The organism is Microbulbifer thermotolerans (genome assembly GCF_900112305.1).
In the GTDB taxonomy this organism is placed as follows: Bacteria; Pseudomonadota; Gammaproteobacteria; order Pseudomonadales; family Cellvibrionaceae; genus Microbulbifer; species Microbulbifer thermotolerans.
In genome coordinates, this window is sequence record NZ_FOKT01000001.1 from 124,658 (window position 1) to 149,248 (window position 24,591).

Sequence of the window (24,591 nt, forward strand, 5' to 3'; positions counted from 1 at the left end):
AATGAAAAAACTGCAGTTTTATTTGAGCGGTTTTCTCGCCTTGCAGCTGATATTGGCCGCGGGTCTCTTTTGGCGCGAACAGCATCAACAGAGTCTGCAACAGCAGCGCGAAGCGCTGCTGGCGGTGACGCCCGGCCAATTGCAACGATTGGAAATCAGTGCGGGCGATGACACTGTCAGCTTGAAAAAAGAGGGCGATCACTGGCTGTTGCCCGAATTGCATAACCTGCCGGTAGACAGTGAGAAATTGCAATCTCTACTGGATAAAATCGCAGATTTGAAAACCGGCTGGCCGGTGGCCACCAGTGCCGCCAGCCACGAGCGTTTCGAAGTGGCCGAAGACAAATTCCAGAAGCGATTGCGTTTCTACAGCGGCGGCGAGAAACCGGTGGCGGAACTCTATGTCGGTACTTCTCCAGGCTTCCGCAAGGTCCATGTGCGGGCCGCCGGTGACGATGCCATCTACGCGGTGACATTAAACAGCTATGAAATGCCCGCACAGGCGAATAACTGGCTGGATAAACAGCTCCTTGCCGCCGGTGATGTGGAGCGTATCACCGGTCCCGATTACCGGCTGGAAAAGCGCGAGGGCAAGTGGCAATTCGCCGAGGGCGAGAAAAAACTGGATGCAGACAAGGCCCGCCAACTGGCTGTGGCCTTGAGAAGTTTGCGCATAACCAAACCCGCGGACGAGGTGCCAGAGGCGGATCCGGTCCGTCTCCAGGTGGCTGGCAGCGAGGGCGAACTCGAATACGAGTTTATGCAGGCGGACGATCGCTTCTTCGTCCGTCGCGGCGACCGCGAACAGCTGTTCGAACTCTCCCGCTATGATTATGAACGCATTGCGGATTTGCGTAATGAGGCCCTGGTATTAGAGGAAAAGGAAGAGCCGGAACAAACGGCTGAAGAGAAACCCGAGGAGGAGAAAAACGCGGCGAAGAGCTAAGGGGTTGGTGAATTTTTTTGCCTGTGGTGCCTAAGGGCAATCCGCGCCGGTCGGAAAGATCGGACAGTGGCGCGATCGGGGGCACAGGGGTTTGATGCTCTCCTGTGTTTCCGAAGACCCCCGCACCGCTGCCCGAGTACTCCGGCACCTCTGATTCCACCACGGCAAAAAAATCGTGCTTACATCGGTGTTTTGTCATTGAGAATAAAGGCGGCTTTTGAGTCGCCTTTTTTATTCATTTAATACTTAAATGACTTTTTGTTACAGTTTTTTTCAGTAATACTGACACTTGATTCAACTGGTCAATATTTGATTGAAGATTGCGGTCGAATCCCATATTCTGGCTCAACACTTTGGTGTTGTCGCTGAAGTAGGAAACACATAACAATAAATTTCCCAAAACCGGAATATTTATCCGGATAATAATAAACAGAGAGGACGGGCGCTCATGCATAATCCATACTCCTTCACCCCCTTGTCTCTTGCCATTGCCACCGCACTGACATTACCAATATCCCCTGTTTTTGCGCAGAACGAGCAATCTCCTTCTACCGGGGCCGGTGCGATTGAGGAAGTTGTTATCACTGGTACGCGGAAAGAAGGCGTTTCTCCCACTGAAACCCTGTCGCCGGTGGATCTGGTCGGCGGGGCCAATCTGACGGATCAGGCGAGCTTTGACCTCACCGAATCCCTGAGCAAGATAGCACCATCGTTTAATACCCAGCGCTTTCCGATTGCCGATGGTACGGCGTTTATCCGCCCGGTGACTCTGCGCAATTTGTCTCCGGACCAGACACTGGTTTTGGTCAATGGCACCCGCCGCCACCGCTCTGCACTGGTCAACCTGCAGGTGGCGCCTTTGGGTACGATCAATCAGGGTGCGCAGGCGGTGGATTTCTCCGCGCTGCCATCGGCCGCCATTGAGCGCGTGGAAGTGCTGCGCGATGGCGCTTCGGCCCAGTATGGTTCCGATGCGATCGCGGGGGTGGTCAACGTTATTCTGAAAGACGACGCCGAGGGCTTCAGTGTGTCGGCGCAGACCGGTGAATATTTTGAGGGCGACGGAACGCGTTACAGTGTGTCCGCCAATGCCGGTTTCGCTCTGGGTGAGCAGGGCTTTGTCAATACGACTTTCGAGTATTCCAGCGCGGATACAACCTCCCGGGGCGGAACCCACGCCGATGCGGCGCAGGTGGGTGAAGTGGTCGGTGTGGACCAGGTGCCACTGGATGGTCTCGGGCAACGCTGGGGCGATCCGGAGGTGGAAATTTCCAAGCTGTTTGTAAATACCGGTTACGATATCAGCGACAGCATCGAGCTATACGGCAACTTCGGCTATTCCGAGAACGAAACCATATCGGATTTCTTCTACCGCACCCCGGTGCTGGATCCGCAATACGGAATTGCCGCCCAAGCTACATTGCAGAAGGACGCGGATGGCGATTTCCTGCCCGATCCGGCACCGCAATCACTGATTGATGATATTGTCGCTGCGGGAATGAATCCGTCCGATCTGCTGGTGGCGGATGCTTCCAGTCCCAGCGGATACGTGCTGCGCAATCCCATCTATACCCTGTTTCCGGGCGGCTACAATCCGAAGTTCGGAGCAAATATTACTGACATTTCCGCTGTGTTTGGTGCCCGTGGCGAATTCGCCAGTGGTATGACCTGGGATCTGCGCGCGCGCACTGCGGAGAACGAGCTGGAGTACGTGTTGGAGGGGTCCATCAACCCAAGTCTGGGATTGTTGACGCCCACCAGTTTCAACCCGGGCACACTGACCCAGGAGGAAACCAGCGTAAATGCCGATTTCGTCCAACCCATCGATATATCCGCTTTGGCATCGCCTTTAAACGTGGCCTTCGGTGCGGAGTGGCGACGGGAAACCTACAAAATTGGCGCTGGCGATGAAGCCTCGCGGGCCAGCTCTCCCACGGCAAATTACTTCGGTGAAGGTTCCGACGGCTTCCAGGGCTTTCCCCTGGAGGCCGCCGGCAGCTACGACAGTGACAGCGTGGCCGTCTATGTGGATCTCGAGGCCGATATCACCGATCAATTCACTGCCGGTGCGGCGCTGCGCTACGAGGACTACGATCAGTTTGGCTCCACTTCCGACTGGAAGTTGTCCGCCCGCTACAACTTCAACGAGCGTTTCGCACTGCGCGCAACCGCCAATACCGGCTTCCGCGCACCGACGCCGGGCCAGGTCAACACACTGAATGTGACCACAACGGCGAACTCTGAGGGCAAGCTGATTCCAAACGGCACCTACCCCGTTAACCATCCGGTTGCACAGGCCTTCGGCTCTGTGCCGCTGGTGCCGGAGGAATCCACCAGTTTTACCCTGGGGGCGGTGATTACACCGTTTGATAACACCAGTATTACCATCGACTACTACAACATCGATATCGAGAACCGGCTCGCCCTGCGCAATATCACCATTGGCAACGGTGAGGGGGACGATACCGATGGTGTTAATGAATTGGCACTGTTGACTGCTGCCGGTGTTGCCAACGCCGATCAGTTCCTCGAAGGTAACGTCAACTACTTTGTCAACGCCTACGACTCGGAGGTGAGAGGGATAGACCTGGCAATCACCAGCGACTTCGAGCTGGGGGGCAGTTTGTTGACGGTGGATTTGCGCCACAATCACAACGAGCAGGAGGTGACCCGTGTCGAGGAAAATACCATCAATGCCCTGCGCGTGTACGACCTGGAAAATCAGGTGCCGAGTGACCGGACCACACTGACGTTCAATTACGATACCGGCGAGCTGTTTAGCGGTTACCTCCGCTTTAACCGCTACAGTGATTGGGAGTCCACAGGCGGTCTGTTTGGCTCCGAAGCCGCGACCTACAGTGGCGAGGTGCTGGTGGATCTGGAAGCCACCTTTGACCTGGCTGAAAACTATCGGGTGTCCGTGGGTGGAGAGAATATTTTCGATGTCGAGGCGGACCAGGAGGCAGATCCCGTTCTGCAATACCTGGGGGTACGCCAGTCTCTCACTTCCCCCTTCGGATTTAATGGCGGCTTCTGGTATCTGCGTGTCAGTGCGAACTTTTAGGAAACCCCTGATAAATTCGCTTCCTGGAAGGAAAGAGACTTCGAGGCGAGAGAAGAAGCTCGGGTGATTGAATCGCAGGTTCCCTAGGGGACCTGCGGTATATCCCCTCCGTCTACCTGCATCTGCTGATTTAACAGCATCTCCGCGGTTAAGCGGGCGTTGTAGTCCATCACTATCCGAGGCTCGTCGGTGAAGACGCCGTCCGCGCCCATGGCGGCGATCAGGGGCAGGTCGTCGGGGTGGTTAACGGTGAAGATGTAATTTTTCAGGCCGCGCCGTTTGCCGTCGGCGATCATCTCCGTATCGGCGAAATCCAGGTTCAGGTGTACCGAATAGGCTTTGAGCGGTTCCGCACACGCGGCTAGGTTCAGGGGAACGCCATCGATCAATACGCCGCGGCGCACCTCGGGCAGCAGCTGCAGGCTCTCGTAGAGCTGGCGGTGATCAAAGGATGAGATCAAGTATTGCTCGAAGCTGGCGCCGCTGTCGCGCACGTAGGATTCCAGTTCCGTCGCCACCAGGGCGGCGCAGCCGGGCCCCTTCATTTCGATATTCAGCTGCGCGTTGTTGCCAACCAGTTCCAGTACCTCACGCAGGGTTGGTACCTGCTGGCCGCAGGGGAGGAGTCTCTGGCGCAGCGCCTCGGGGCAAAGATCGGTGAGCAGTTCGCTGCCGGCGATCAGGCGTCCGAGCCGGCGGTCGTGCTTGACCAGCAGTTGTCCGCGGATATTCCAGATATCCACCTCTATACCGTCCACGTCGAATTCCAGCGCGTGCGCGATGGCCTGCAGGGTGTTTTCTGTGGCGCGCTGGCGGTAGCCGCGGTGGGCAAAGCAGAAGAGAGGGGTAGGTGTCTGCATTTTGTGTCGGCCTATCGGCTGGCTGGGCGCCAGCATGCCAGGAAATTATGACGTTCCGGTTACTGGATTGCCATTGGGCGGGGGCCTTTCGTTGTAATTCAGTCTCCGGCCAGAGTGCGGTAGCGGCCGCGGTGGAAGATCAGCGGCTCTCCGCCTGAGGCGGAAAATTCCAGTACCTCGCCCAGCAGTATCGTGTGGTCGCCGCCGTCGACGCACTGGGCCAGCCGACAGTGGAAAAGGGCGGCGCAGTCGTCCAGGCGGGGCACCCCGTCGGCTCCCGTATGCCAGTGCACCTGGCCGAACTTATCGGCGCCACGGCCGGCAAAGAGGTTGGATACATGCTGCTGGTCGGCCTTCAGTATGTGTACGGCAAAGTGCGGTTGGGTGGTGAAGGCGTCGTAGCTGAGGGACTGTTTGTCGATGCTCCACAAGATCAGCGGCGGCTCCAGCGATACGGAATTGAAGCTGTTGACCGTCATGCCGACGGGTTGGCCCGCCGCGTCGCGGGTGGTGACCACAGTCACGCCAGTGGCAAATTGGCCCAGGGTGTCGCGCAGCGCGCGGCTTTGTTGGTCTGTTGGGGACAGGGCTTTGGGGCTGTTTGTGGTCATAGGGTTGTTTGAATTTTGTACAGCATTGGGTTTGGACGCCATTCTACGTCAAAAGCTGTCCCGTTGCGCGCTTTGCTTCCCCGGAGGCGGCCTTTCAAGCAGGCACCGCGTAATCATTATCCCATTACTGGCACGCATTCAGCGGCGAGGTCATCCCTTGCGGCGATGGCGGCGCCGGTCAGGGCAAAGCCGAGTAATTGACCGTCTCCGGTGCGATATTCTGCCCGCACTCCACGCTCATTACTGTCGATGTGCCATTTGCCCTCCGCTTCGGCGGGTGGCGGGCAGATGGTGACGGGGCGCAGGGTGGTTTTGACGGCGAGGGGCATGACGCCGTAGCGCACCGGCGTGGGTGTTCCAGCCAGCGTCTTGGCCAGGGCGCGGGCGCAGGCCATCAGCGGGGCAACAAAGTAGAGCAGATTGCCCTCCACCTCGGCACAGTCGCCCAGGGCGAAGATATTGGCGTCACTGGTGCGCAGATGACGGTCCACGGCAATACCGCGCGCGACTTGCAATCCGGCTGCGGCGGCCAGGCTGGTGTTGGCGCTCAGGCCCAGGGCGGCCAGTGCCAGGTGCGCTTCCAGCTGCTCGCCATTATCGAGGTAGGCGCGGATGCCGTTACCGTTGCGGTCCAGGCGCAGTACCCTGGTGTTGCCATGGAAGCGTACGCCTTCGGATTCGAGTGCGCGCTGCAGGTCTCGCCCCGCGGCTTCCGGCAGCAGTGTGGCCAGGGGCCAGCCCAGAGTATCCACCATTTCCACTTGATAGCCGCTTTGAGTCAGATCGTTGGCAAACTCGCAGCCGATCAGGCCGGCGCCCAGCAGCAGTACGCGTTTGCGGCCCACCAGTGCGGTGCGGAAGCGGTGATAGTCGGCGAGGTTGTTGATGCGGAAGAGGCGGGCGTGGCCATCGCCGCCGATCGGCGGCAGGGGACGGCAGCTGGCACCGGTTGCGAGTACCAGCCTGCCGTAGCGAACTTCCGCACTGCCATTATCCGACGTCAGGGTCAAAGTCCTGGACCCGGTGTGGATCGCGGTTACCTGGGTGAATATCAGTATCTCTGCGTTGAGCTCCCGCGCCATCTCCTCGGCGGAGGTGCCGGCCAGTTGTTGCGGCGTCTTGCCGTGGGCCAGGGAGGCGGAGAGCAGCGGCTTGGAATAGAAAGTGCCGTCGTCGCCGGTGATCAACAGCAGCGGGGTGCTTTGGTCCAGTTTGCGAAATTCGCGAGCCAGATTGTAGCCGGCGAGACCGGTGCCGACGATCACCAGCGGTTCCTCACCACTATCGACACCGGAAGTGGGCGATTGGGGCGGGGCCGGGGGTTCAACCTCGGCCACCAGTACCATATCGAATTCGTCTTTGCCCACGCCGCACTGAGGGCAGCACCAGTCGTCGGGGATATCTTCCCAGCGGGTGCCCGGCGCTATGCCGTCTTCGGGCCAGCCCTTGGATTCATCGTAGACCCAGCCGCACACCATGCATTCCCAGATGCGGTAGGTGGCCTGTGCCGGTGCGGCGTTTGTTTTTTCGCTTGAAGGCGCTTCTTTAGAGGTGGCGGCGTTCAGCGCCTCCGGCTGTTGCTTGCGGCGCACCTCCACCATCTCAAAATCTTCTTTGGCGGCGCCGCACTGGGGGCAACACCAGTCATCGGGGATATCTTCCCAGCGGGTGCCCGGCGCTATGCCATCCTCGGGCCAGCCTTCGGCTTCATCGTAGATCCAGCCACAGATCTGACACTCCCACACGCGGTACTCGGCCATTGCTCCCTCGGTCATCTATAGAAAACCCGGCTTCTGCCGGGTTGGTTTGGAATGAAAATATTAAGAAAAATATTCGCGAAAGTCGCTATTCACGGTCGCGCTGGGCGATATTGGTCAGGGCATTGTGGTAGATCTCGGCGATCTCGCCCGGATGGGTGATGGAGATGCCCAGATCGTGCACCAGACCGTCCTTGAGACCGTAGACCCAGCCGTTGACCGACAGCGGTTGGCCGGCGCGCCAAGCGTCCCGCACAATGGTGGTTTGACACACGTGGATCACCTGCTCCAGAACATTCAGTTCACACAGCAGATCGGTGCGCTCCTTTTGTTGGAAAAGATCGATCAGCGTGTGGTGTTTGTCGCGGACATCCTGAATATGGCGCAGCCAGTTGTCGATCAGGCCCAGCTGCTGATTATCCAGCGCCGCTTGCACGCCGCCACAGCCGTAGTGGCCGCAGACAATAATGTGTTTGATCTTGAGAATTTCCACCGCATACTGCAGTACCGACAGGCAGTTGAGGTCTGTGTGGACTACCACGTTGGCCACGTTGCGGTGCACGAACAGTTCACCCGGCAGCAGCCCGACAATTTCGTTGGCGGGCACCCGGCTGTCGGCGCAGCCGATCCACAGATACTCCGGGGATTGCTGTTCGGAGAGCTTGAGGAAAAAGTCTGGGGCCTGCTCGCGGGTTGCGAGGGACCACTGTCTGTTGTTCTTTAGTAGGTGCTTGAGCGGGGGCAAAGGGGATTCCTGATCTGGCCGATTGTCCATGTGATGCGCAGCATAGCGGCTTTGTCGGTAGTGGCCAAGCGCAAAGTCCCCGCTGGGAAATGCCGGTTTCGACATCAAGGGAGGGTAGTCTGTGGGCAGAAAGAGAGTGGGGGTATCCCGCTGGCGGCGCTGGCGCTCCTATCGCGCCAGTGCCCTGTGTCGGCATCGCAATCGGGTGCGCTGGTTGCTGGCGCAACGTACCCGGTTGCGCAATTATCTGCGCCGTTTTGCCGGATTTGAGGGCGGGTAGCAGAAGGATGCACTCAATGGGAATACCGATACGGGATGCTGAAACAGCTATAACCACTTCGATCGCCGACTATCGCGACGAAACACACGCGCGGGACATATTGGCGCTGATGGAGGAATACGCCCGCGATCCTTTCGGCGGGGGGGAGCCTCTATCCGACTTTTGCCGGGCACACCTGGTGCAGAGGCTGGCGGAATTCCCCGGCGCTTTCAGCGTGCTGGCCTACCGTGAAAACCGCGCGGTGGGGCTGGTCAATTGCTTTACCGGATTCTCCACTTTCCTGTGCAAACCACTGGTGAATATCCACGATGTGATCGTCAGCAAGAATGCCCGCGGTGCCGGTGTTTGTACGCAGATGCTGGAGCTGGTGGCGAAGGAAGCGAAAAAACGCGGTTGCTGCAAGTTGACCCTGGAAGTGCTGGAGAAAAACCTGCCGGCGCAGGCTGCATACCGAAAGTCAGGCTTTAGGCCCTATGCCCTGGATGAAGCAATGGGGCAGGCGGCATTTTGGCAGCGGTATTTGTAGGGGGCTGAGACTCCCGGCGCCGCTCTCTTTTCCGGAGCTCCGTGTCTTTCCTCTAGAGGGGCGAAAAAATCCAAGCCCTTTTGATATTCCGAGCGCTCTTTGCAGCGCGGCTTTCTACTTTTCGGCGGCGGCTTGCCACGGCGCCGCGCGCCGCCCTGTGCAATACTTTTGAAAGTAGTGTGTTCCGGGTGTGTGGCGAATCAACGCCTCAGTTTGGTGCGCGCGGAACAGGGAGGGAGTTTGCAATGCGACTGAGTACAACTTTGGCACAGGGCCGTTATCACTACAGTTGTGACGGCCGGGCCATGCCAGTTCAGGACAGCTGGCAACTGGGTGAGGACACCGAGGGCCACCGTATCGTGATCAGTCGACGCCTGGTGGGTGAAGAGGGCTTCGGCATGGAAGTTTGCGCCCGCTTCTGCGAGGGCCTGGTGAGCGACTTCCGCATACGCTGGCGGGACCAGGTGGGTGAGGAGAATGCCCGCTACCGCCTGTGCCATGACGCCGGCCAAAAGCCGCGACTGGGAGACCCGATAGCGGTGGACTGGACGGGACCCAACGGTCCGCAGAGTGCGAGTGTCGAGGGCGCGGGGCGTCTGTTGTTTCCGCTCATGCGCATTTTTATGGGGCCTTTATTGCTCAAGCTGGAAACCTTTCGCGAGGGGCTGGAAGTCGTCAGTCCCGATATCGTCGACCCGTCCCAGCGTGGCAAGTTGCTGGCACCGCGGGTCAGCCACCGAAGCGCACGGCCGCTAGCCGGCGATGCCGCTACCCAGGGCGCGCAGGAGCTGGGGGACAATGTCTGCGGTTATATCTATCAGGGAGAGGAGGCCGAGCGCGACGCCCATTGCTACGTGGATGAGCGCGGCCTGTTGGTCGGTTATGACTGGCCTTCAAGTACCGGTCGGCTGTGGCAGGTACGGTTGCGGGACCTCGAATGGTCGCCGAAGTTGCTGCGCCTCGTGTGATAGTGAGTGCTGACTCTGCAGCGCCTGCCTGTACGCCTTATCACGCTAAACCAGCCCGGCGAGTCTAAGGAACCTCTGATTAATTCGCGTGAACGCTTTGGTTAGTTCCGTGGCGCTCAGGCAATAGGATGGCTATTTCGAAAACGCACGAGTACTTCCCTGTAGCTCCGACGGATACCTCCCTGTATCCGTCGGTTTCGAAATGGCCATCCTATCACCTGAGCTTCTCATCTAGCTCCTAAGAATTTTTACCGTCAGGAAGCGAATTAATCAGAGGTTACCTACGCTTTTTAGGTAGTTGGCTTTAACAGGGAGTAAAAGCCATGCCTTCCGCTTTTTGCCAGGGATGCTGGGTTTGTCTGTGCGTTTTGTTTTTCCCTCAGAGTCCGCTGCTCGGCCAGGAGTTATCGCAGGAAGCGGCGGTGGCGCCCGGCGGAGGAGGTCCCGTCTCTTCGCATTCGGCTACCGAGGTACATAGCAGCGACCGGGTTCAGGCGGTGCGCGAGGCGTCGATGAATCGTTTCTCGCTCGTTTCTCACAAGTCCAATTATGTCTTGCCCCTTTCCTACGGCGACACCCGCGATGCGGAAAACACTGACAGCCCTGAAACGGCCGATTGGAATGCGTTCGAAATGGAGTTTCAGTTTTCAGTGCAGGTGCCTGTCTGGGCCGGAATTCTGGGCGAGGGCTCTTACATCAGCTTCGCCTACACCAATCACAGCTTCTGGCAGGCTTATACCAGCTCTGCGCCCTTTCGCGAAAGCACTCACGAACCGGAACTGATGATGACATGGCTGAGTGACTGGACACTGTTGGGTTTGCGGTGCGTTGTCAGCCAGCTTGCGATCAGCCATCAGTCCAACGGCCGAGGGGGCGAGATGTCCCGCGGTTGGAACCGCGTATACGCCAATTTTGTATTTGAACGGGAAGATTTTTTTCTATCAGTTAAGCCTTGGTACCGTATTCCGGAAGAGGGGGCGGGCGATGACAACCCCGATCTTGCGTTTTACCTGGGCAACTTTGAGCTGGAGGGGGGGTACCGCACGTCGGGCTATGGGGTGTCTGTGCTGGTGCGCAATAATTTGCGGGCGGAAAACCGCGGTGCTTTTGAGGTGCGCTGGCGTTTTCCCCTCGGGCAGAGGCTGAGCGGCTACGTTAAATATTTCAACGGCTACGGTGAGAATCTGATCAATTACGATCGCCGTCAGCAGTCACTTGGTGTGGGGTTTGAGTTGGCGCAGGGGTTTTAGGGGTATCCCTGACCTATTCGTATGGGGGCTGTCGTTGCAAAAATCCACACGCCGGCCACGATATGCGGCATTTACGCGGACTCATCGAAGCCTCCCCCAACGGGTTTGGGCAAAGTTGTCGGGTTGTTCGGGTAATATTCATTCAAGCAGTGTAAGCTTGCCGCCGGACTCAATTCTAAAGGGGGGAGGGCGCTTTGTTGTGCCGCAAGCTTGTTCACGGCTTCTTTCTGTCTCTATTTTGTAACCTGCCCGCAGTAGCGGACGTGCAGGAGGCGGATTTAACCCCGAAGACGGTGGACGCCCAGTTGACCATGGAGCAGCGGGAGTTGACCTGTCTGCGCGAGCAGTTACTGATGGCCCAGTCCGATGTCACCGTGGCGGAAATGCGCCGTTTCTGTACTGAGCAGGTGCACGGTGATCCGGTGTTGCGGGAGGAGCGCTCGCACTTTGCCACTGAGTCCGCACCTGAGCCGGTATCCGGCGATGAGGTCATTACCAGTGATGCCGCCATGGCCATACGTGATGCCGCCAGCAACCCCTTTACCCTGGCTTCTCACAAGACCAACTATTTGCTGCCGCTGGTCTACAATCCGTCACCGGATGAAGCGGGTCTGGAAGATATCGAGCCACTTATCGGCGACACAGAAGAACTGGATTCCCTGGAAGTGCAGTTTCAGTTGTCAGTGCAAGTGCCCGTGTGGCGCGGCTTTCTCGGCCAGGCCTCTTTTATGAGCGTCGCTTACACCAATCGCAGTTTTTGGCAGGCGTACAATTCCGATAATTCTTCGCCTTTTCGCGAGACCAATCACGAACCGGAACTGATCATGACGTGGCTGAATGATCGGAGTCTGTTCGGTTGGCAGAATGTGGCCAACCAGCTGGCGATCAACCACCAGTCCAATGGTCGCAGTGAACCCCTGTCGCGCAGCTGGAATAGAATCTATGCGAATTTTGTTTTTGCACGGGACTGCTACCTTATCAGTTTCAAGCCCTGGTATCGGATTCCCGAGAAGCGCGAAGATGATGACAACCCGGATATAGAACACTACCTCGGACATTTCGAGTTGAGCGGCCGCTACCAGCGGGGCGAGCACTCCATCTCTTTGATGCTGCGCAACAACCTGCGCTCCGACAACCACGGTGCTGTCGAGCTGTCTTGGGGCTTTCCCATTGGTAACCGGGTGCGCGGTTACATGAAGTATTTCAATGGTTATGGAGAGAGCCTGATCGATTACGATGAGTCGGTGCAGACGCTCGGATTTGGTTTCGAGCTGGCGCAAGGGTTCTAGTGCAATGGGATTTGAAGACACCTATCGTCTCAGCGCGCACGCCGTTATTACCAACGGGCAGGGAGAGGTGTTGCAGTTGCGGGCCACCTATGGAGATAAAAACTGGGGTCTGCCCGGAGGCGCGCTGGACCCGGGCGAAACCATTCACGAAGCGCTGCTACGGGAGTGCCGCGAGGAGCTGGGGCGGGCGGTGCGCATCGAGTATCTGAGCGGTGTTTACTACCACAGTGTCTACCGCTCCCATGTATTTATTTTTCGTGCCCATTTCTCCGACACCGGTGAGATCACTCTGTCCGACGAGCACTCGGACGCGGCCTATTTTCCGCTCGAAGCGCTGTCTCCGGTGCAGCGTCAGCGGGTGCGGGACTGCCTGGAATTCAACGGGTGGGTGCATAGTGCAAAATTCTAAAAATTTTCGCTATGTGATATCTTGTGTGGGTTTTGGTTTTGCTTTTGGTGGATGGTGCTGAAATCTTGCCGACTCGCGGAATTTCCACGTTGCCTCCTTTAGACTCTGCCTCCTGTCCCGCGGGGCATTTCCCTCCGGTTCCGATGCCGCAGCGGGCAAAAAATCAAATAATATCAATAGGTTAATAGAAGCATGCAGCGGCCTGTGGAAAGTGTCGGGCTATGCTGATGGATAAGACTATGGGTTTGGAACTGAAGATGCCTGATCTGGGCAACCTGAGTGAGAGTGTGCAGCCGCTGGAGTGCCGGGTCGCCCTGGTCAGTGCCGATCGCACACTTGCGGGCGATTGGGTCAATGCGCTGAATACCACTGCCGCGCAGCACGAGAACCCTTACGGTGTGCGCTTTGAGGCGGTTACTCCCGCCGGTGTTGAGCACTTGCTGCGGGAGGAAGACCGATTACAGGCGCTAATCGTCGACGGCGGCAGCGACGCTCAGGGTCTCGCCGCGGCGGAGGCGCTGGCGGACTTGATCCACGGTCTGCGCTCAGAACTCAACATTTTTCTCATCACCCACGGGGCTTTTGCCGGTGCCGCGCCGCAGTCGACGGGTTCCATCGCGACATTGCGCCAGCGCTTCGACGAGCTGTTCGACCGCCGTGAGGGCAACTTCAACCATATGTTCCGCTTGGTGCAGGCGTTTATCGCTCGCCGCGCCTCCACCCCTTTTGCCGACACCCTGAAGGAGTATGTTTTCAGTGCCCGGGACGCCTGGCACACTCCCGGCCACTCTGGCGGCGACAGCCTGCGCAACAGTCCCTGGGTCGGCGATTTCTACCGTTTTATGGGCGAGCATGTGTTCAACACCGATCTCTCCGTATCGGTGCAGGTGCTGGACAGCCTGCTGGAGCCCCACTCGGTGATTCAGGAGGCTCAGGATCTGGCGGCCCAGGCTTTCGGTGCCCAGCATACCTTTTTCCTGACCAATGGCACCTCCACCGCCAACAAGGTAGTGATACAGCAGATACTCGGCGGCGGCGGCAAGATTATCGTTGACCAGGCCTGCCATAAATCGGTTCACCATGCGATAGTGATGAATCGCTGTGAACCGGTGTATTTGAAATCGGTTCTTCATCCGGAATTCGGCATCTACGGCCCGGTCAGGCGCAGCGATATCGAAGCCGCGCTGGATGAACACAGTGATGCGCGCCTGCTGGTGATTACTTCCTGCACCTACGACGGTCTGCGCTACGATTTGCGGCCGATTATCGATTACGCCCACGAGCGCGGCGTCAAGGTGCTGGTGGATGAAGCCTGGTACGCCCACGGCTACTTCCACCCGGAGCTGCGTCCGACAGCCCTGGAATGCGGCGCCGACTATGTGACCCAGAGCACCCACAAGATGCTGTCCGCCTTCTCTCAGGCCAGCATGATCCACGTGCAAGACCCGGATTTCGACGACCACCGCTTCCGTGAAAACCTGAACATGCACGCCTCCACCAGCCCGCAATACGCGATGATTGCCAGCCTCGATGTGGCGCGCAAGCAGATGGCGATGGAGGGCTATGGCCGCCTGAAACAGTGTCTGCAAATGGTGGAGACTCTGCGCCGCGCGGTGGATGAGACAGGCGTTTTCCGCGCCCTGACCCGCGAAGACCTGATCGCGGAGCCGCTCGGTGGCGACAATATCCGTCTGGACCCCACCAAGGTGACCATCGATATTTCCGCGAGCGGCTACTCCGGCAAGGAGATGCAGATCAAGCTGTTCGACCAGTACGGCATCCAGGTGGAAAAGACCACCTACAACACCATTACGGTATTGGTGACACTCGGCAGTACCGAGAGCAAACTGCTGCGCCTGATCCATGCCTTCAAGCAGTTGGCCCGCAATCCCCGCAAGCGCGCCCACGTGGGTTCCCCCAGGCGGTTGCCGGAGTTCACCCACTTCAACTGTCTGCCGGCGGATGCCTATTTCGCCGAGACGGAGGAGTTGCCGCTGATGGACAATGGCGCCGTGGCGGCGCAAGACTTGATTGGCCGCACCAGCGCGGATGAAATCGTGCCCTACCCACCGGGCATTCCGGTGCTGGTTCCGGGGCAGGAAATCTCCGCGCAGATTGTGCAATATCTGCAGCAATTGCTGCAGGGCCAGACGGCCACCGAAATTCACGGACTGATTTTTCGCTCGGACGAGCCGCTGCTGCGGGTGGTCAGGGAAACGAGAGAGAAAAAGCGGGAAGAGTAATTGCCCCGCCGAAAAAAGGCCCACAGCCGCCCCGACACAGCAATGGAAGAACGATCTGCACACACTATGCAATCTGTTGACTGGAAAAAAAATCGAGCCGCTATTTGGCGGGCCAAACACGCCCGTCTGAAACCCGTTGTCCGCCTGGACCCGATCCGCCTGGACGATTTACTCGGGATTGAGCAGCAGAAACAGGCACTGCTGGAAAATACGCGGCAATTTCTGCGTGGCGAGCCTGCCAACCACGCCCTTTTGTGGGGAGCGCGCGGCACTGGAAAGTCCAGTCTGATTCGGGCGTTGTTGAACGAGTTCGGCGACGAGGGGCTGCGCTGTGTGGAAGTGAATCTGGCGGATCTGGATGATCTGCCGGAAATTGTCGACCTGCTGGATGCCGCCGAGGCCCGCCAGTACAAATTTATTCTCTACTGTGACGATCTCTCCTTCGAGACGGGCGATACCAGTTATAAGGGTTTGAAGACGATACTTGCCGGCTCCCTGGAGCTGCCGCCGGAAAACATTCTCCTCTATGCCACCTCCAACCGCCGCCACCTGTTGCCGGAGGATGCGCGGGACAACGAACAGACCCGTGTGGTCGGCACTGAGTTGCACTACGGTGACAGTGTCGAGGAGACTCTGTCCCTCGCCGACCGTTTCGGTCTGTGGCTGAGTTTTTATCCCGCGGATTGGAGCACTTATCTGCAAATTGTCGATAGCTACTTTCCCGACTACCCGGGCGACCGCGAAGCCTTGCACCGGGCGGCGAAACAATTCGCCATGCTGCGGGCCAATCACAGCGGCCGCACCGCACTGCAGTTCCGGCTCAGTTTCGACGGCGCCCCCGGAGAGTAATCCGGGGGGCCGTTGGGCGTGCGCGTCAAGGCAGTTGCCCTGGGGCACCTGCCTCGAGTTCCATAAAGCTCTGGGCCTGCCGAGTCCTGTTGCCGGTTATTCGGCCGCGGCGCGCGAGCTGTTTACACGGGTGGGTGCCGCCTCGCCCTGTCGCGCAGCCGTGGGGAGAAAGAGTCCCTTGACCACTTGCAGGCTTACCGCCAGGGCGCCGACGATAAACACCACATCGCCGATGGTGCGCACCCAGCGCAGGGTGTGCAGCAAGTCGCTCTGCAGAAGCGCTTCACTGCGCGCATACCACATGCCTTTCGAGGCGCTGGCGGCGAACTGAATGATGCCGATCGGCAAGAGACTGGTAAACAGCATCATCGCCAGACCGATATTCAGCCACCAGAAACCGGTGCTCATCAGTTTGTCATTAAACTGCATGTGCGGGCGAATATAGCGTAAAACCAGCAGAGTAAAGCCCAGCGCCAGCAGGCCGTAGACTCCGAAGAGGGCACCGTGCGCGTGGGTCGCGGAAGTGTTCAGGCCCTGCACATAATAGAGGGAAATCGGCGGGTTGATCATAAAGCCGAAGACCCCGGCTCCCAGCATGTTCCAGAAAGCAACGCCGACAAAGAAAAGCAGGGGCCACTTGACGTTTTGCATCCAGGGTGCGCGCTGTTTCAGGCGCCAGTTTTCCCAGGCCTCGTAACCGAGCACTACCAGAGGTACCACTTCCAGGGCGCTGAAGGTGGCGCCGACGGCCATTACTGGCGTGGTGGTGCCGGAAAAATACAAATGGTGGAAGGTGCCGGGCACGCCCCCGAGCAGGAAGAGGGATGCCGATGCCAGAGAGGCTGTGGTGGCCATGGTGCGGGAAACCAGCCCCATGCTGCAGAAGATAAAAGACAGGGCCGCGGTGGCGAAGACTTCGAAGAAACCTTCCACCCACAGATGTACCACCCACCAGCGCCAGTACTCCATTACCGAGATATGCGTGCGTTCGCCATAAGCGAGACCTGCACCGTAAAAGAGACCGATCGCCATCACAGAAGCGGTCAGCAGTGCCAGCAGGTTTTTATCCCCCGGTTGCCGCAGGGCCGGAACAATGCCGCGCAGCATTAACACCAGCCAGAAGACCACGCCGAGGAACTTGCCGATTTGCCAGAGGCGGCCGAGATCCACGTATTCGTAGCCCTGGTGGCCCAGCCAAAAGCTCCACTCGGGGGGGAGCAGCTGAGCGATGGCGAGAAAGTTGCCGGCAAAGGAGCCCACCACCACGAGAACCAGCGCCCAGAAAAGAATATCCACACCCAGTTTCTGAAACCTGGGGTCCCTGCCGCCGTTGATAATGGGGACGAGGAAGAGGCCCGCGGCGAGAAAGCCGGTGGCGATCCAGAAGAGTGCCGCCTGAATATGCCAGGTGCGCACCAGACTGTAAGGGAACCATTGCGAGACATCGATACCGTAAAAGCTCTGCCCCTCCACCGTATAGTGCGCGGTAAAGCCGCCGAGGAAGACCTGCAAGGTAAACAGTGCCACCACTACAAATAGATATTTGCCCAGCGCTTGTTGCGATGGTGTGAGGGCGAAAGTCGTAATGGGATCCTGTGCGGGCGCGGTGATTTTCTCTTCATCTTCGGCGCGCAAAAAGGCCCAGCCCCACACCAGGAATCCCACACCGGCAATCAGCAGCACCACACTGGTAATGGACCAGATGATATTTTCCGCCGTGGGCTTGTTGTCGATCAGTGGCTCGTGGGGCCAGTTGTTGGTATAGGTGGCGCCGCCGGGTGAGCGCTCCGTGGCCGCGGCCCAGGCGGTCCAGAAGAAGAACTGGGTCATCTTTTCGCGCCGCTCGGGATCGGGCAGGGTGTTTTCCTTCATGGCGTAACTCTGCCGTGTGCTCCGCAGTTCGGGCGCATCGCTGAACAGGCGGCGGTAATAATCCGCCGTCTGCGCGATCGCCTGCGCGCGCCGCGCGGACACAACCAGGGTGCCGGTTTCCGGGTCATAAGTGTTGGTGCGGTAGGCGGTTTTCAGAGCATAGCGGAGCGCATTTTGTTGTTCGCCGTTAAGCTCCGCATACGCTTTGCCATATTCATCCCGGGCCGCCAGCTGGAGCCAGGTGGTGATTTCCCGGTGCAGCCAGTCGGCGGTCCAGTCCGGTGCCTGGTAGGCGCCGTGCCCCCAGATGGAGCCTAGCTGCATACCGCCGACCGACTGCCAGGCGGTCTGGCCGTCGAGAATGCTGTCGCGGGTCATCATTAGTTGTTGGTTTTCCGTGACCACGCGGGCCGGCACGGGTGGTGCCTTGCGATAGACCTCCACGCCCACGTATCCCAACAGCGAAAATGTAACGGCGAGAATGCCGATTAGTGTCCACCACAATTTGCGATATTGCCCCATGTTCAGAGCCCCCCTCGTTCTTCGATGCGTTTAAACAGCAGGTTGTTTTCCAAGTGGATGTGTTCCGCCAGATCCCGCGCCAGGGTGGCCGCCTCTCGGTACAGCGCGCGCCAGTGCTCACAGGCCTCTGCGGGCGGGCTGAAATAGTGGGTCAAGCGATCCAGGCGCTCGAGGGCCCGGCCGTGGTCGAGATGCTCGTGGCGCATTACACTCGCCGGCGCCCGTGCCATTTCGGTCATGCCGCGCAGAATCATGGGAAAGAGAATCCGCTCCTCCTTTTGCATGTGGCTCTCCAGCTCGGCGAGCATCTGCCTTAGGTGTTCCGCCAGGCCGGCGGGACAATCCGGGTGATCCCGGTGTGTGGATTCGACCTGAGCGGCCAGGTTAATCAGCGCCGGTAGCTGTTTGCGATGGCGCTGGTGATAGCGGGTGAGAATGTGCTCGACCAGTGCGCTGTCTGGCGCCTGATCCCAGCTTTCCGTTTCCGTTTCCCTTGCGAGCGCTTCTAGCTCCGCGGCGATGGCTGCGGGGTCCAGCGCTTTGCGGGCAGCGGCTTCCCGCAGGGTCTGCTCGCCGCTGTTACAGAAATCCAGGCGGTGATCAAAAAACACCTCAGTTGCGCCTGGGATCCGGTGCGCCAGTCGGTCCAGGCGTTGATCCAGGGTATTCACAAAACTCCTCCTCGCTGTCGGTTTGTCAGATTGGTGGGGTGCCACTTAAGATTCATTATGTTTGCATCTTTTAAAGATGTAAAATATTTGCATCTTAATTCGGGATCGAATTGATCTCGATCAACCATGGGGAGTCTTTGAGCAATTTGCATAGGTGCTATGTCTGTATGGGTTATGGGGCGCTCAGTATGTGGGTCTTGAGGTTTCTTTACCGCCAGGCAGCGAATTCATCAGAGGCCCTTTGGGTGTTGATCGTTGATGTGCTTAAGTAAAAGTTGTAAATTAAATGCATCATTTGTGAGGGGTTCGGCATGAACATTCATCCGATGCAGCCGCGGGAGGTACCGCTGATGCAGAAGGGGCAGGCTCCGGTTTTGCTCGCCTATGGTTTCCGGCCTTTTTTCCTGTTGACCGGGGCTTACGCACTTGTACTGATTCTGGGGTGGCTGGGGTTTCTCTTTGCCGGCTGGTCGCTGCCTCTGGGGTGGTCGCCTTTTCAATGGCATAGCCACGAGATGTTGTACGGCCTGGTGTCTGCCGCCATCGCCGGTTTTTTGCTGACTGCCGTCACCAATTGGACGGGAGCGCCGCCTCTCAAAGGGGGGCGCCTGTTGGCATTGGTGCTTTTGTGGATGGGCGGGCGAATCTCCATGTGGCTGGCGTCCTGGATACCCACCTGGCTGGTGGCACTGGTGGATCTGGCATTTCTGCCGGTGCTGGCACTTTACCTGCTGCGGGTGCTGGTTGCGTATAAGAACCGTCGCAATTTGCTCCTGGTGGTGGTGCTGTCGCTGCTGTTCGGCGGCAATTTGCTGATGCATTTGGGGTTTGTCAGTGGGCGCACGGACCTGCTTGCTGCTGGCGAACGCTTGGGCCTGGATTTGATTCTGCTGCTGATGGCGGTTATCGGCGGGCGCATTATTCCGGCGTTTTCCGCCAACTGGCTGCGCATGCACGGAGGGGACGCCAACTGGGTGACGCGCTCAGTTTGGACCGATCGCGTGGCACTGATGTCCGTTGCTTTGTTGATTGCACTGGATGGGCTGGGTGTATCGGAGACGTCGCTCGGTCTGATAGCCTTGGTTGCGGCGTTGAGCAACGGTCTGCGCCTGTGGCAGTGGGCCGGTTGGCGCGTGTGTAAAGAGCCCATGCTGTGGATTTTGCACCTCGGCTATGCCTGGGTTGTGTTGAGTCTGTCGTTGCGGGCGCTGGCGGCCCTGATTGGTGCGGTACCCGATAGCGCCTGGCAGCACGCCCTCGGTGCGGGAGCGATCGGCACGCTGTTGCTGGGTGTTATGACCCGTGTAGCAGTGGGGCATACGGGGCGCCCGTTAAAGCTGGCTCCATTTGGTTTGGGTATTTACCTGGCGATTACCGCCGCTGCCGTACTGCGCCTGCTGGTTGCCTTGCAAGTTCTGGATTTTCGTCTGGGGCTGTCCCTGGCGGGGCTGGCCTGGACCCTGGCCTTTGGGCTATTTACGGTGCTCTACTGGCCGATACTGAGCCGTCCGCGGGCGGATGGCCGCCCGGGATAACGAGATTGAAGTATGCATATTACCCGCTATACCGATTACTCCCTGCGCGTGTTGATGTACGTGGCCCTCAAGGGTGAAGAACTCGCCACAATCCGCGAAATCGCCGAGAGTTACGAAATTTCCAAAAACCACCTGATGAAAGTGGTGCAGTCTCTTAACAGCAAAGGCTATCTGATTGCCATTCGCGGCAAAAACGGCGGTGTGCGCCTGGCGGGCAGACCGGAGGACATCAATGTCGGTCACCTGGTCCGGGATACGGAGCAGGATCTGGCGTTGGTGGAGTGTTTCAATAATGGCAAGGGCTGTGTGATCACTCCGGCCTGTGAACTCAAGCGGATATTTGCCGAGGCGTTGGAAGCTTTTTTCCAGGTGCTGGACCAATACACCCTGGCGGATTTGTTGCCAAAGGGAAAGGCGCAGCACATGGTGCGTTTATTGAGGATCGGCTGATGGTCAATGTACTGCTTCTGAAGCACTTGCACGTTACTTTGGTGGCGGTTTCCGTCAGTTTTTTTGTGCTGCGCTTTCTCGGGCGTCAGATGGGGGCGGGCTTTGTCGAGGCCAGGTGGATTAAGCCCGCGCCTCATTTGATTGACACGCTGCTGCTGCTATCGGGTATTGCCATCGCCACGCTCTACCGGCTGTCGCCACTGCAGGCGCCCTGGCTGTTGGTCAAGTTGTTGTTGATTGCGGGTTATATCTGGGCCGGTATCGGCGCCATGCGGGCGGCCGATGCCGGCCGCCGGATGTTGTTCGGGCTCTTGGCGCTCTGCCTGGTGGGCGGTGCGGTGATGATGGCCGTCTTGAAGCCGTTCTGATTCGACAGCCTGTAAAGTCCGCGCGGAGATCAGAGGTTCCCCTGCGGGTTACCGCGCTCGATCAGGGTGGCTACATCCAGTCCTTTCGGCAGAGTGCCGGTGCTGTGCGCGCCCCGCGCGCTCAGGCGCGAGGCGATAAAGGCCTCGGCCACGGCACTGCTGCTGCCCTGTATCAGCAGGTGCGCTTGCATCGCCAGTGCCAGTTGGTCTGCCAGTTGGCGGGCGCGGAATTCGATCTGGTCGCTGTCCGCCAGTTGGTTTTTCAAACTGAGAATCCATCTGTCCAGTAGAGGATCGGCGCCAGTGCTGTCCGCCAGCTCGTCGAACCAGTGGTCGATGGCCGCGGGCATTTTGGCGGCGGCGCGCAGTACATCCAGTGCCTGAATATTGCCGGACCCCTCCCAGATGGCGTTGATGGGGGCGTCCCGGTAGAGCCTGGCGGTAATGAAATCCTCGATCACTCCGTTGCCGCCCAGGCACTCCATGGCTTCGTAGGCGTGGTGCGGTGTGCGCTTGCAAATCCAGTATTTGCCCACGGCGGCGCCCAGGCGCATCAGCATTCTTTCGTGCTCTTTCTCCGGGTGATCGAAAGCGCGGGCCATGCGCATGGTCAATGCGACGGAGCCCTCCACCTCCAGTTGCAGATCGGCCAACACATTCTGCATCAGCGGTTGGTCGATCAGGCGCTTGCCGAAGGCGCTGCGCTGTGAAGCGTGGTGGATGGCCTGTGCGACAGCCTGGCGCTGGCCGCCCGCGGAGCCGATCATGCAGTCGAAGCGGGTTACGGCCACCATTTCGATAATGGCGTTGATTCCTCGGCCTTCTTCTCCTACCAGCCAGCCCAGGGCGCCGCGCAACTCGATTTCGGAAGAAGCGTTGGAGACGTTGCCGGCCTTGTTTTTCAAGCGCTGGATCTGGACGGGGTTTTTGCTGCCGTCCGGCCGCCAGCGGGGTACCAGAAAACAGCTGAGGCCGGCATCGGTGCGGGCCAGCATCAGGAAGGCGTCGCACATAGGGGCCGAGGTGAACCACTTGTGCCCCACCAGCTCGTAGCAGCCGTCGCCGAGCGGCGTAGCGGTAGTGGTGTTGGCGCGCACGTCGGAGCCGCCCTGTTTCTCTGTCATACCCATGCCGATGGTGACGGCGGTTTTCTCTGTATGGGGGCGGTTGCTCGGGTCGTAGCCGCGATTGGTAATCTTGGGCAGCCACTCTTCGGCCAGTGCCGGCGCCAGGCGAATGGAAGGCACAGCGGCGAAGGTCATGGTTACCGGGCAACCGTGGCCCGCTTCCAGCTGGCAGTGCAGATAGTACTTGGCCGCCCGCGCCACATGGGCGCCGGGTTTGGGATCTGTCCAGGGGCTGCTGTGAAGACCTTCGCTCAGAGCCAGCTGCATCAGCTGGTGGTAGGCCGGGTGGTAGCGCACCAGATCGACACGGTTGCCCACGCGGTCGTGGGGTTCGAAGATCGGGGGGAATTCGTTGGCGTCGAAGCCGCGCTGAATCATCTCCGGGCGGCCGCAGACTTCACCGTAGCGCTGCAGGTCGTCCTCCGCCCAGTGGCCGCCGTTGTACTGAACGGCCTGACGCAGGGCGGTATCGGCGGCGTAGAGATTGTGGCCGGCGAGCGGCGCTACCTGATTGAAAACTTCGTGGGTGTCGGCCCAATTTGTGGCTTTGACGGACGGAGTGGTTGGTTTTGGCACTGGTCGTATCCCTGGCAGCATTGGCGGTTTCCGTGTTGCCTAGGTTAGTGCAACTGCGCTTTTGCCGGCCAGCCCGTTTGCATCTTTGTGTTCAAGACGCGCGGTTCGAAGGCGGTGTTCGCTTCAAATGCTGCGTTTGCCGGACAGATTCAAGGCGAGTTCCAGCAGCCCGATCCAGGGGTCCTGATCTCTGCCGCCCTTGATGGCTGTGTCCACCGCACGTGCGCGCAGCAGCAGGCTTTCCAGCCGGGCGGGAGTGAGGCGGGCGAGGGCGGACTGCACTAGCGGTTGGCGTTTGGGGATGCGGACCAGGCGTGCGATCGGCTGTCCCCGGTCCAGTTTTTCGCCGATTTCCAGCAGGCTGCGGATTTCCCGCGCCAGGGCCCAGAGCACCACTGGCGCTTCGACGCCTTCCGCGCGCAGGCCCTGTAGTGTTTTGACCGCCCCCTCGGCATCGCCAGCCAGGGCGCGGTCGATCAGGTTGAAGACATCGTAGCGGGCGGAGCTGGCCACGGCGTCGCGCATCAGGTCGGCGGTGATCAGCTTGTCTGAACCGAGCAGTTTGAGTTTCTCGATTTCCTGGCTGGCGGCGAGCAGGTTGCCCTCGACTCGGTCCGCCAGTATCTGGATCGCCTCTGGCTCGGCGTCCAGACCGGCGGCGCGCAGCCGCTGGTGAATCCAGCGGGGCATTTCCGCGGCCTCCACCGGCCACACCTGGATCAGCACGCCGTTTTGTTCCAGGGCCTTGATCCATTTGCTGTTGAGCTGGGATCTGTCCAGCCGAGGCAGAACCAGCAATAGCAGCAGGTCATTGCCGGCGAGCGCGGCGAACTCCTGCAGCGCCTTGCTGCCTTTGTCGCCGGGCTTGCCACCGGGCAGGCGCAGTTCGATGATTTTCTTTTCCGCGAACAGGGACATACTCCCGGCAGAGGAGAGCAGTTGCCCCCAATCGAAGCTGTGTTCCGCGTGCAGCAACTCCCGCTCCGAGAAGCCGCCGTTCCGGGCAGCGGCGCGGATACTGTCGCAACACTCCTGCACTATCAGGGGTTCGTCGCCAGTGACGACATAGATGGGCATCAGGCCCTTGCTGAGACTCTGTTGCAGTTGCCGGGGGTTGATGCGCATAAATGGCCCGGAAATATTAGTTTCTTTCTTCTGCGCTCGCCTCGACGTCGATGCGGCGCAGGCGGTCAATGATGCGGCTGATCAGCTCGCGGCGCATCTCCTCGCGCAGCAACCGTTCTTCCTCCCCCTTACTGACGATTTCGTTATCGTCCCATTCCAGGGTGCGGTAGACGTCTGCCTGGGCGTTGTTCAACAGCCAGTTGCCGCCGCTGTCGCGCACGCTGTAGAGCGCACTAGTGATCAGCTCGTACTCGGAGGCGCGGCCCCGCGCGTCCACGGAGACGGTGCGCTTGCGCTCGGTCTCTTTGTGGATAAGCAGCGTATAGTCTGCCTCCAGTGGGGAGGACGCCATAGGTACCCCGGTATTTTGCAGCAGGCGGGTCAGCTCGTTGGCGATATCACTGCGCGAGTCTTCGCTGGAAATGTATAGCAGGCTGCCCGGGGGAAAGTTTTGCGGCGCGCCGCGCAGGTGCCATCCACAACCGGCGGTGGCGAGCAGGGTAAGCAGCAGTAGTGGGGGGAGGATTTTCATCATTGTTTGCTTCTGT

General features: G+C 59.1%; 22 protein-coding genes. 13 read left to right on the forward strand and 9 right to left on the reverse strand.

The annotated features are described in order from the left end of the window. Position 1 precedes the first annotated feature (1 nt). Complete coding sequence (locus BM155_RS00525) at positions 2-946, forward strand: DUF4340 domain-containing protein (protein ID WP_074900487.1); 945 nt, start codon at positions 2-4, stop codon at positions 944-946. Positions 947-1,394: 448 nt separating this feature from the next. After that, entirely contained in the window at positions 1,395-4,010 is a 2,616-nt protein-coding gene (locus BM155_RS00535) for a TonB-dependent receptor plug domain-containing protein (RefSeq protein ID WP_074900489.1), read from the forward strand. A gap of 83 nt (positions 4,011-4,093) precedes the next feature. Here BM155_RS00535 and BM155_RS00540 read toward each other — a convergent pair whose 3' ends face one another. The 4 genes from BM155_RS00540 to can all read right to left on the reverse strand — a co-directional run bounded on the left by BM155_RS00540 (position 4,094) and on the right by can (position 7,983). After that, positions 4,094-4,870 (reverse strand): glycerophosphodiester phosphodiesterase, encoded by a 777-nt coding sequence (locus BM155_RS00540; protein WP_254773069.1) that lies wholly within the window; start codon positions 4,868-4,870, stop codon positions 4,094-4,096. Positions 4,871-4,968: 98 nt separating this feature from the next. Then, positions 4,969-5,481 carry a flavin reductase family protein gene (locus BM155_RS00545; RefSeq protein ID WP_067157440.1) on the reverse strand — a complete coding sequence of 171 codons (513 nt, stop codon included), beginning with the start codon at positions 5,479-5,481 and terminating at the stop codon, positions 4,969-4,971. A gap of 116 nt (positions 5,482-5,597) precedes the next feature. Continuing rightward, positions 5,598-7,256 (reverse strand): FAD-dependent oxidoreductase, encoded by a 1,659-nt coding sequence (locus tag BM155_RS00550; protein ID WP_437438170.1) that lies wholly within the window; start codon positions 7,254-7,256, stop codon positions 5,598-5,600. A gap of 70 nt (positions 7,257-7,326) precedes the next feature. Beyond that, the gene (gene can, locus BM155_RS00555) at positions 7,327-7,983 is read right to left on the reverse strand and encodes a carbonate dehydratase (RefSeq protein ID WP_139223107.1); all 657 of its coding nucleotides are present in this window, start codon (positions 7,981-7,983) and stop codon (positions 7,327-7,329) included. Positions 7,984-8,104: 121 nt separating this feature from the next. Here can and BM155_RS17250 point away from each other — a divergent pair, with 121 nt between their 5' ends. From BM155_RS17250 to BM155_RS00590, 8 genes are all read left to right on the forward strand, one after another. Then, the gene (locus BM155_RS17250; protein ID WP_156481427.1) at positions 8,105-8,263 is read left to right on the forward strand and encodes a hypothetical protein; all 159 of its coding nucleotides are present in this window, start codon (positions 8,105-8,107) and stop codon (positions 8,261-8,263) included. 16 nt (positions 8,264-8,279) lie between these two features. Beyond that, positions 8,280-8,789 (forward strand): GNAT family N-acetyltransferase, encoded by a 510-nt coding sequence (locus BM155_RS00560; RefSeq protein WP_067152053.1) that lies wholly within the window; start codon positions 8,280-8,282, stop codon positions 8,787-8,789. A gap of 245 nt (positions 8,790-9,034) precedes the next feature. Continuing rightward, positions 9,035-9,757, forward strand: a complete 723-nt coding sequence (locus tag BM155_RS00565) for a hypothetical protein (RefSeq protein ID WP_067152055.1) — start codon at positions 9,035-9,037, stop codon at positions 9,755-9,757. Positions 9,758-10,080: 323 nt separating this feature from the next. Further along, positions 10,081-11,007: a phospholipase A gene (locus BM155_RS00570; RefSeq protein ID WP_083421036.1), complete on the forward strand. Its 927-nt coding sequence runs from the start codon at positions 10,081-10,083 to the stop codon at positions 11,005-11,007. A gap of 194 nt (positions 11,008-11,201) precedes the next feature. Then, positions 11,202-12,296, forward strand: a complete 1,095-nt coding sequence (locus BM155_RS00575) for a phospholipase A (RefSeq protein ID WP_231902458.1) — start codon at positions 11,202-11,204, stop codon at positions 12,294-12,296. 4 nt (positions 12,297-12,300) lie between these two features. After that, positions 12,301-12,705: an NUDIX hydrolase gene (locus tag BM155_RS00580; RefSeq protein WP_067152062.1), complete on the forward strand. Its 405-nt coding sequence runs from the start codon at positions 12,301-12,303 to the stop codon at positions 12,703-12,705. Positions 12,706-12,932: 227 nt separating this feature from the next. Continuing rightward, a complete protein-coding gene (locus BM155_RS00585) occupies positions 12,933-14,948 on the forward strand; it encodes an aminotransferase class I/II-fold pyridoxal phosphate-dependent enzyme (protein WP_254773070.1) in 2,016 nt (671 codons plus the stop codon). A gap of 66 nt (positions 14,949-15,014) precedes the next feature. Further along, on the forward strand, positions 15,015-15,797 hold the full coding sequence (locus tag BM155_RS00590) for an ATP-binding protein (RefSeq protein WP_074900497.1): 783 nt from the start codon (positions 15,015-15,017) through the stop codon (positions 15,795-15,797). 96 nt (positions 15,798-15,893) lie between these two features. On the opposite strand, the gene BM155_RS00595 is transcribed toward BM155_RS00590, so the two are convergent. Further along, entirely contained in the window at positions 15,894-18,191 is a 2,298-nt protein-coding gene (locus BM155_RS00595; RefSeq protein WP_083421037.1) for a nitric-oxide reductase large subunit, read from the reverse strand. Between the two features lie 2 nt (positions 18,192-18,193). Then, entirely contained in the window at positions 18,194-18,862 is a 669-nt protein-coding gene (gene ytfE, locus BM155_RS00600) for an iron-sulfur cluster repair protein YtfE (protein WP_067152064.1), read from the reverse strand. A 311-nt stretch (positions 18,863-19,173) separates the two neighbouring features. Between ytfE and BM155_RS00605 the strand changes: the two genes are divergently transcribed. From BM155_RS00605 to BM155_RS00615, 3 genes are read left to right on the forward strand one after another with little or no spacing between them, the layout of a single operon-like run. Then, entirely contained in the window at positions 19,174-20,397 is a 1,224-nt protein-coding gene (locus BM155_RS00605) for an NnrS family protein (RefSeq protein WP_254773071.1), read from the forward strand. A gap of 12 nt (positions 20,398-20,409) precedes the next feature. Then, entirely contained in the window at positions 20,410-20,847 is a 438-nt protein-coding gene (locus tag BM155_RS00610) for an RrF2 family transcriptional regulator (protein ID WP_067152066.1), read from the forward strand. Then, positions 20,847-21,215, forward strand: a complete 369-nt coding sequence (locus BM155_RS00615) for a SirB2 family protein (protein WP_067152068.1) — start codon at positions 20,847-20,849, stop codon at positions 21,213-21,215. Before BM155_RS00610 ends, BM155_RS00615 begins: the two co-directional genes overlap by 1 nt. Positions 21,216-21,244: 29 nt before the next feature. Here the strand turns inward: BM155_RS00615 and BM155_RS00620 are convergent, their stop codons facing one another. The 3 genes from BM155_RS00620 to BM155_RS00630 form a co-directional block, all read right to left on the reverse strand. Next, complete coding sequence (locus BM155_RS00620; protein WP_254773073.1) at positions 21,245-22,918, reverse strand: acyl-CoA dehydrogenase family protein; 1,674 nt, start codon at positions 22,916-22,918, stop codon at positions 21,245-21,247. 123 nt (positions 22,919-23,041) lie between these two features. Then, a complete protein-coding gene (holA, locus tag BM155_RS00625) occupies positions 23,042-24,043 on the reverse strand; it encodes a DNA polymerase III subunit delta (RefSeq protein WP_067152071.1) in 1,002 nt (333 codons plus the stop codon). Positions 24,044-24,059: 16 nt separating this feature from the next. After that, complete coding sequence (locus BM155_RS00630; RefSeq protein ID WP_067152073.1) at positions 24,060-24,578, reverse strand: LPS-assembly lipoprotein LptE; 519 nt, start codon at positions 24,576-24,578, stop codon at positions 24,060-24,062. Positions 24,579-24,591: the final 13 nt, after the last annotated feature.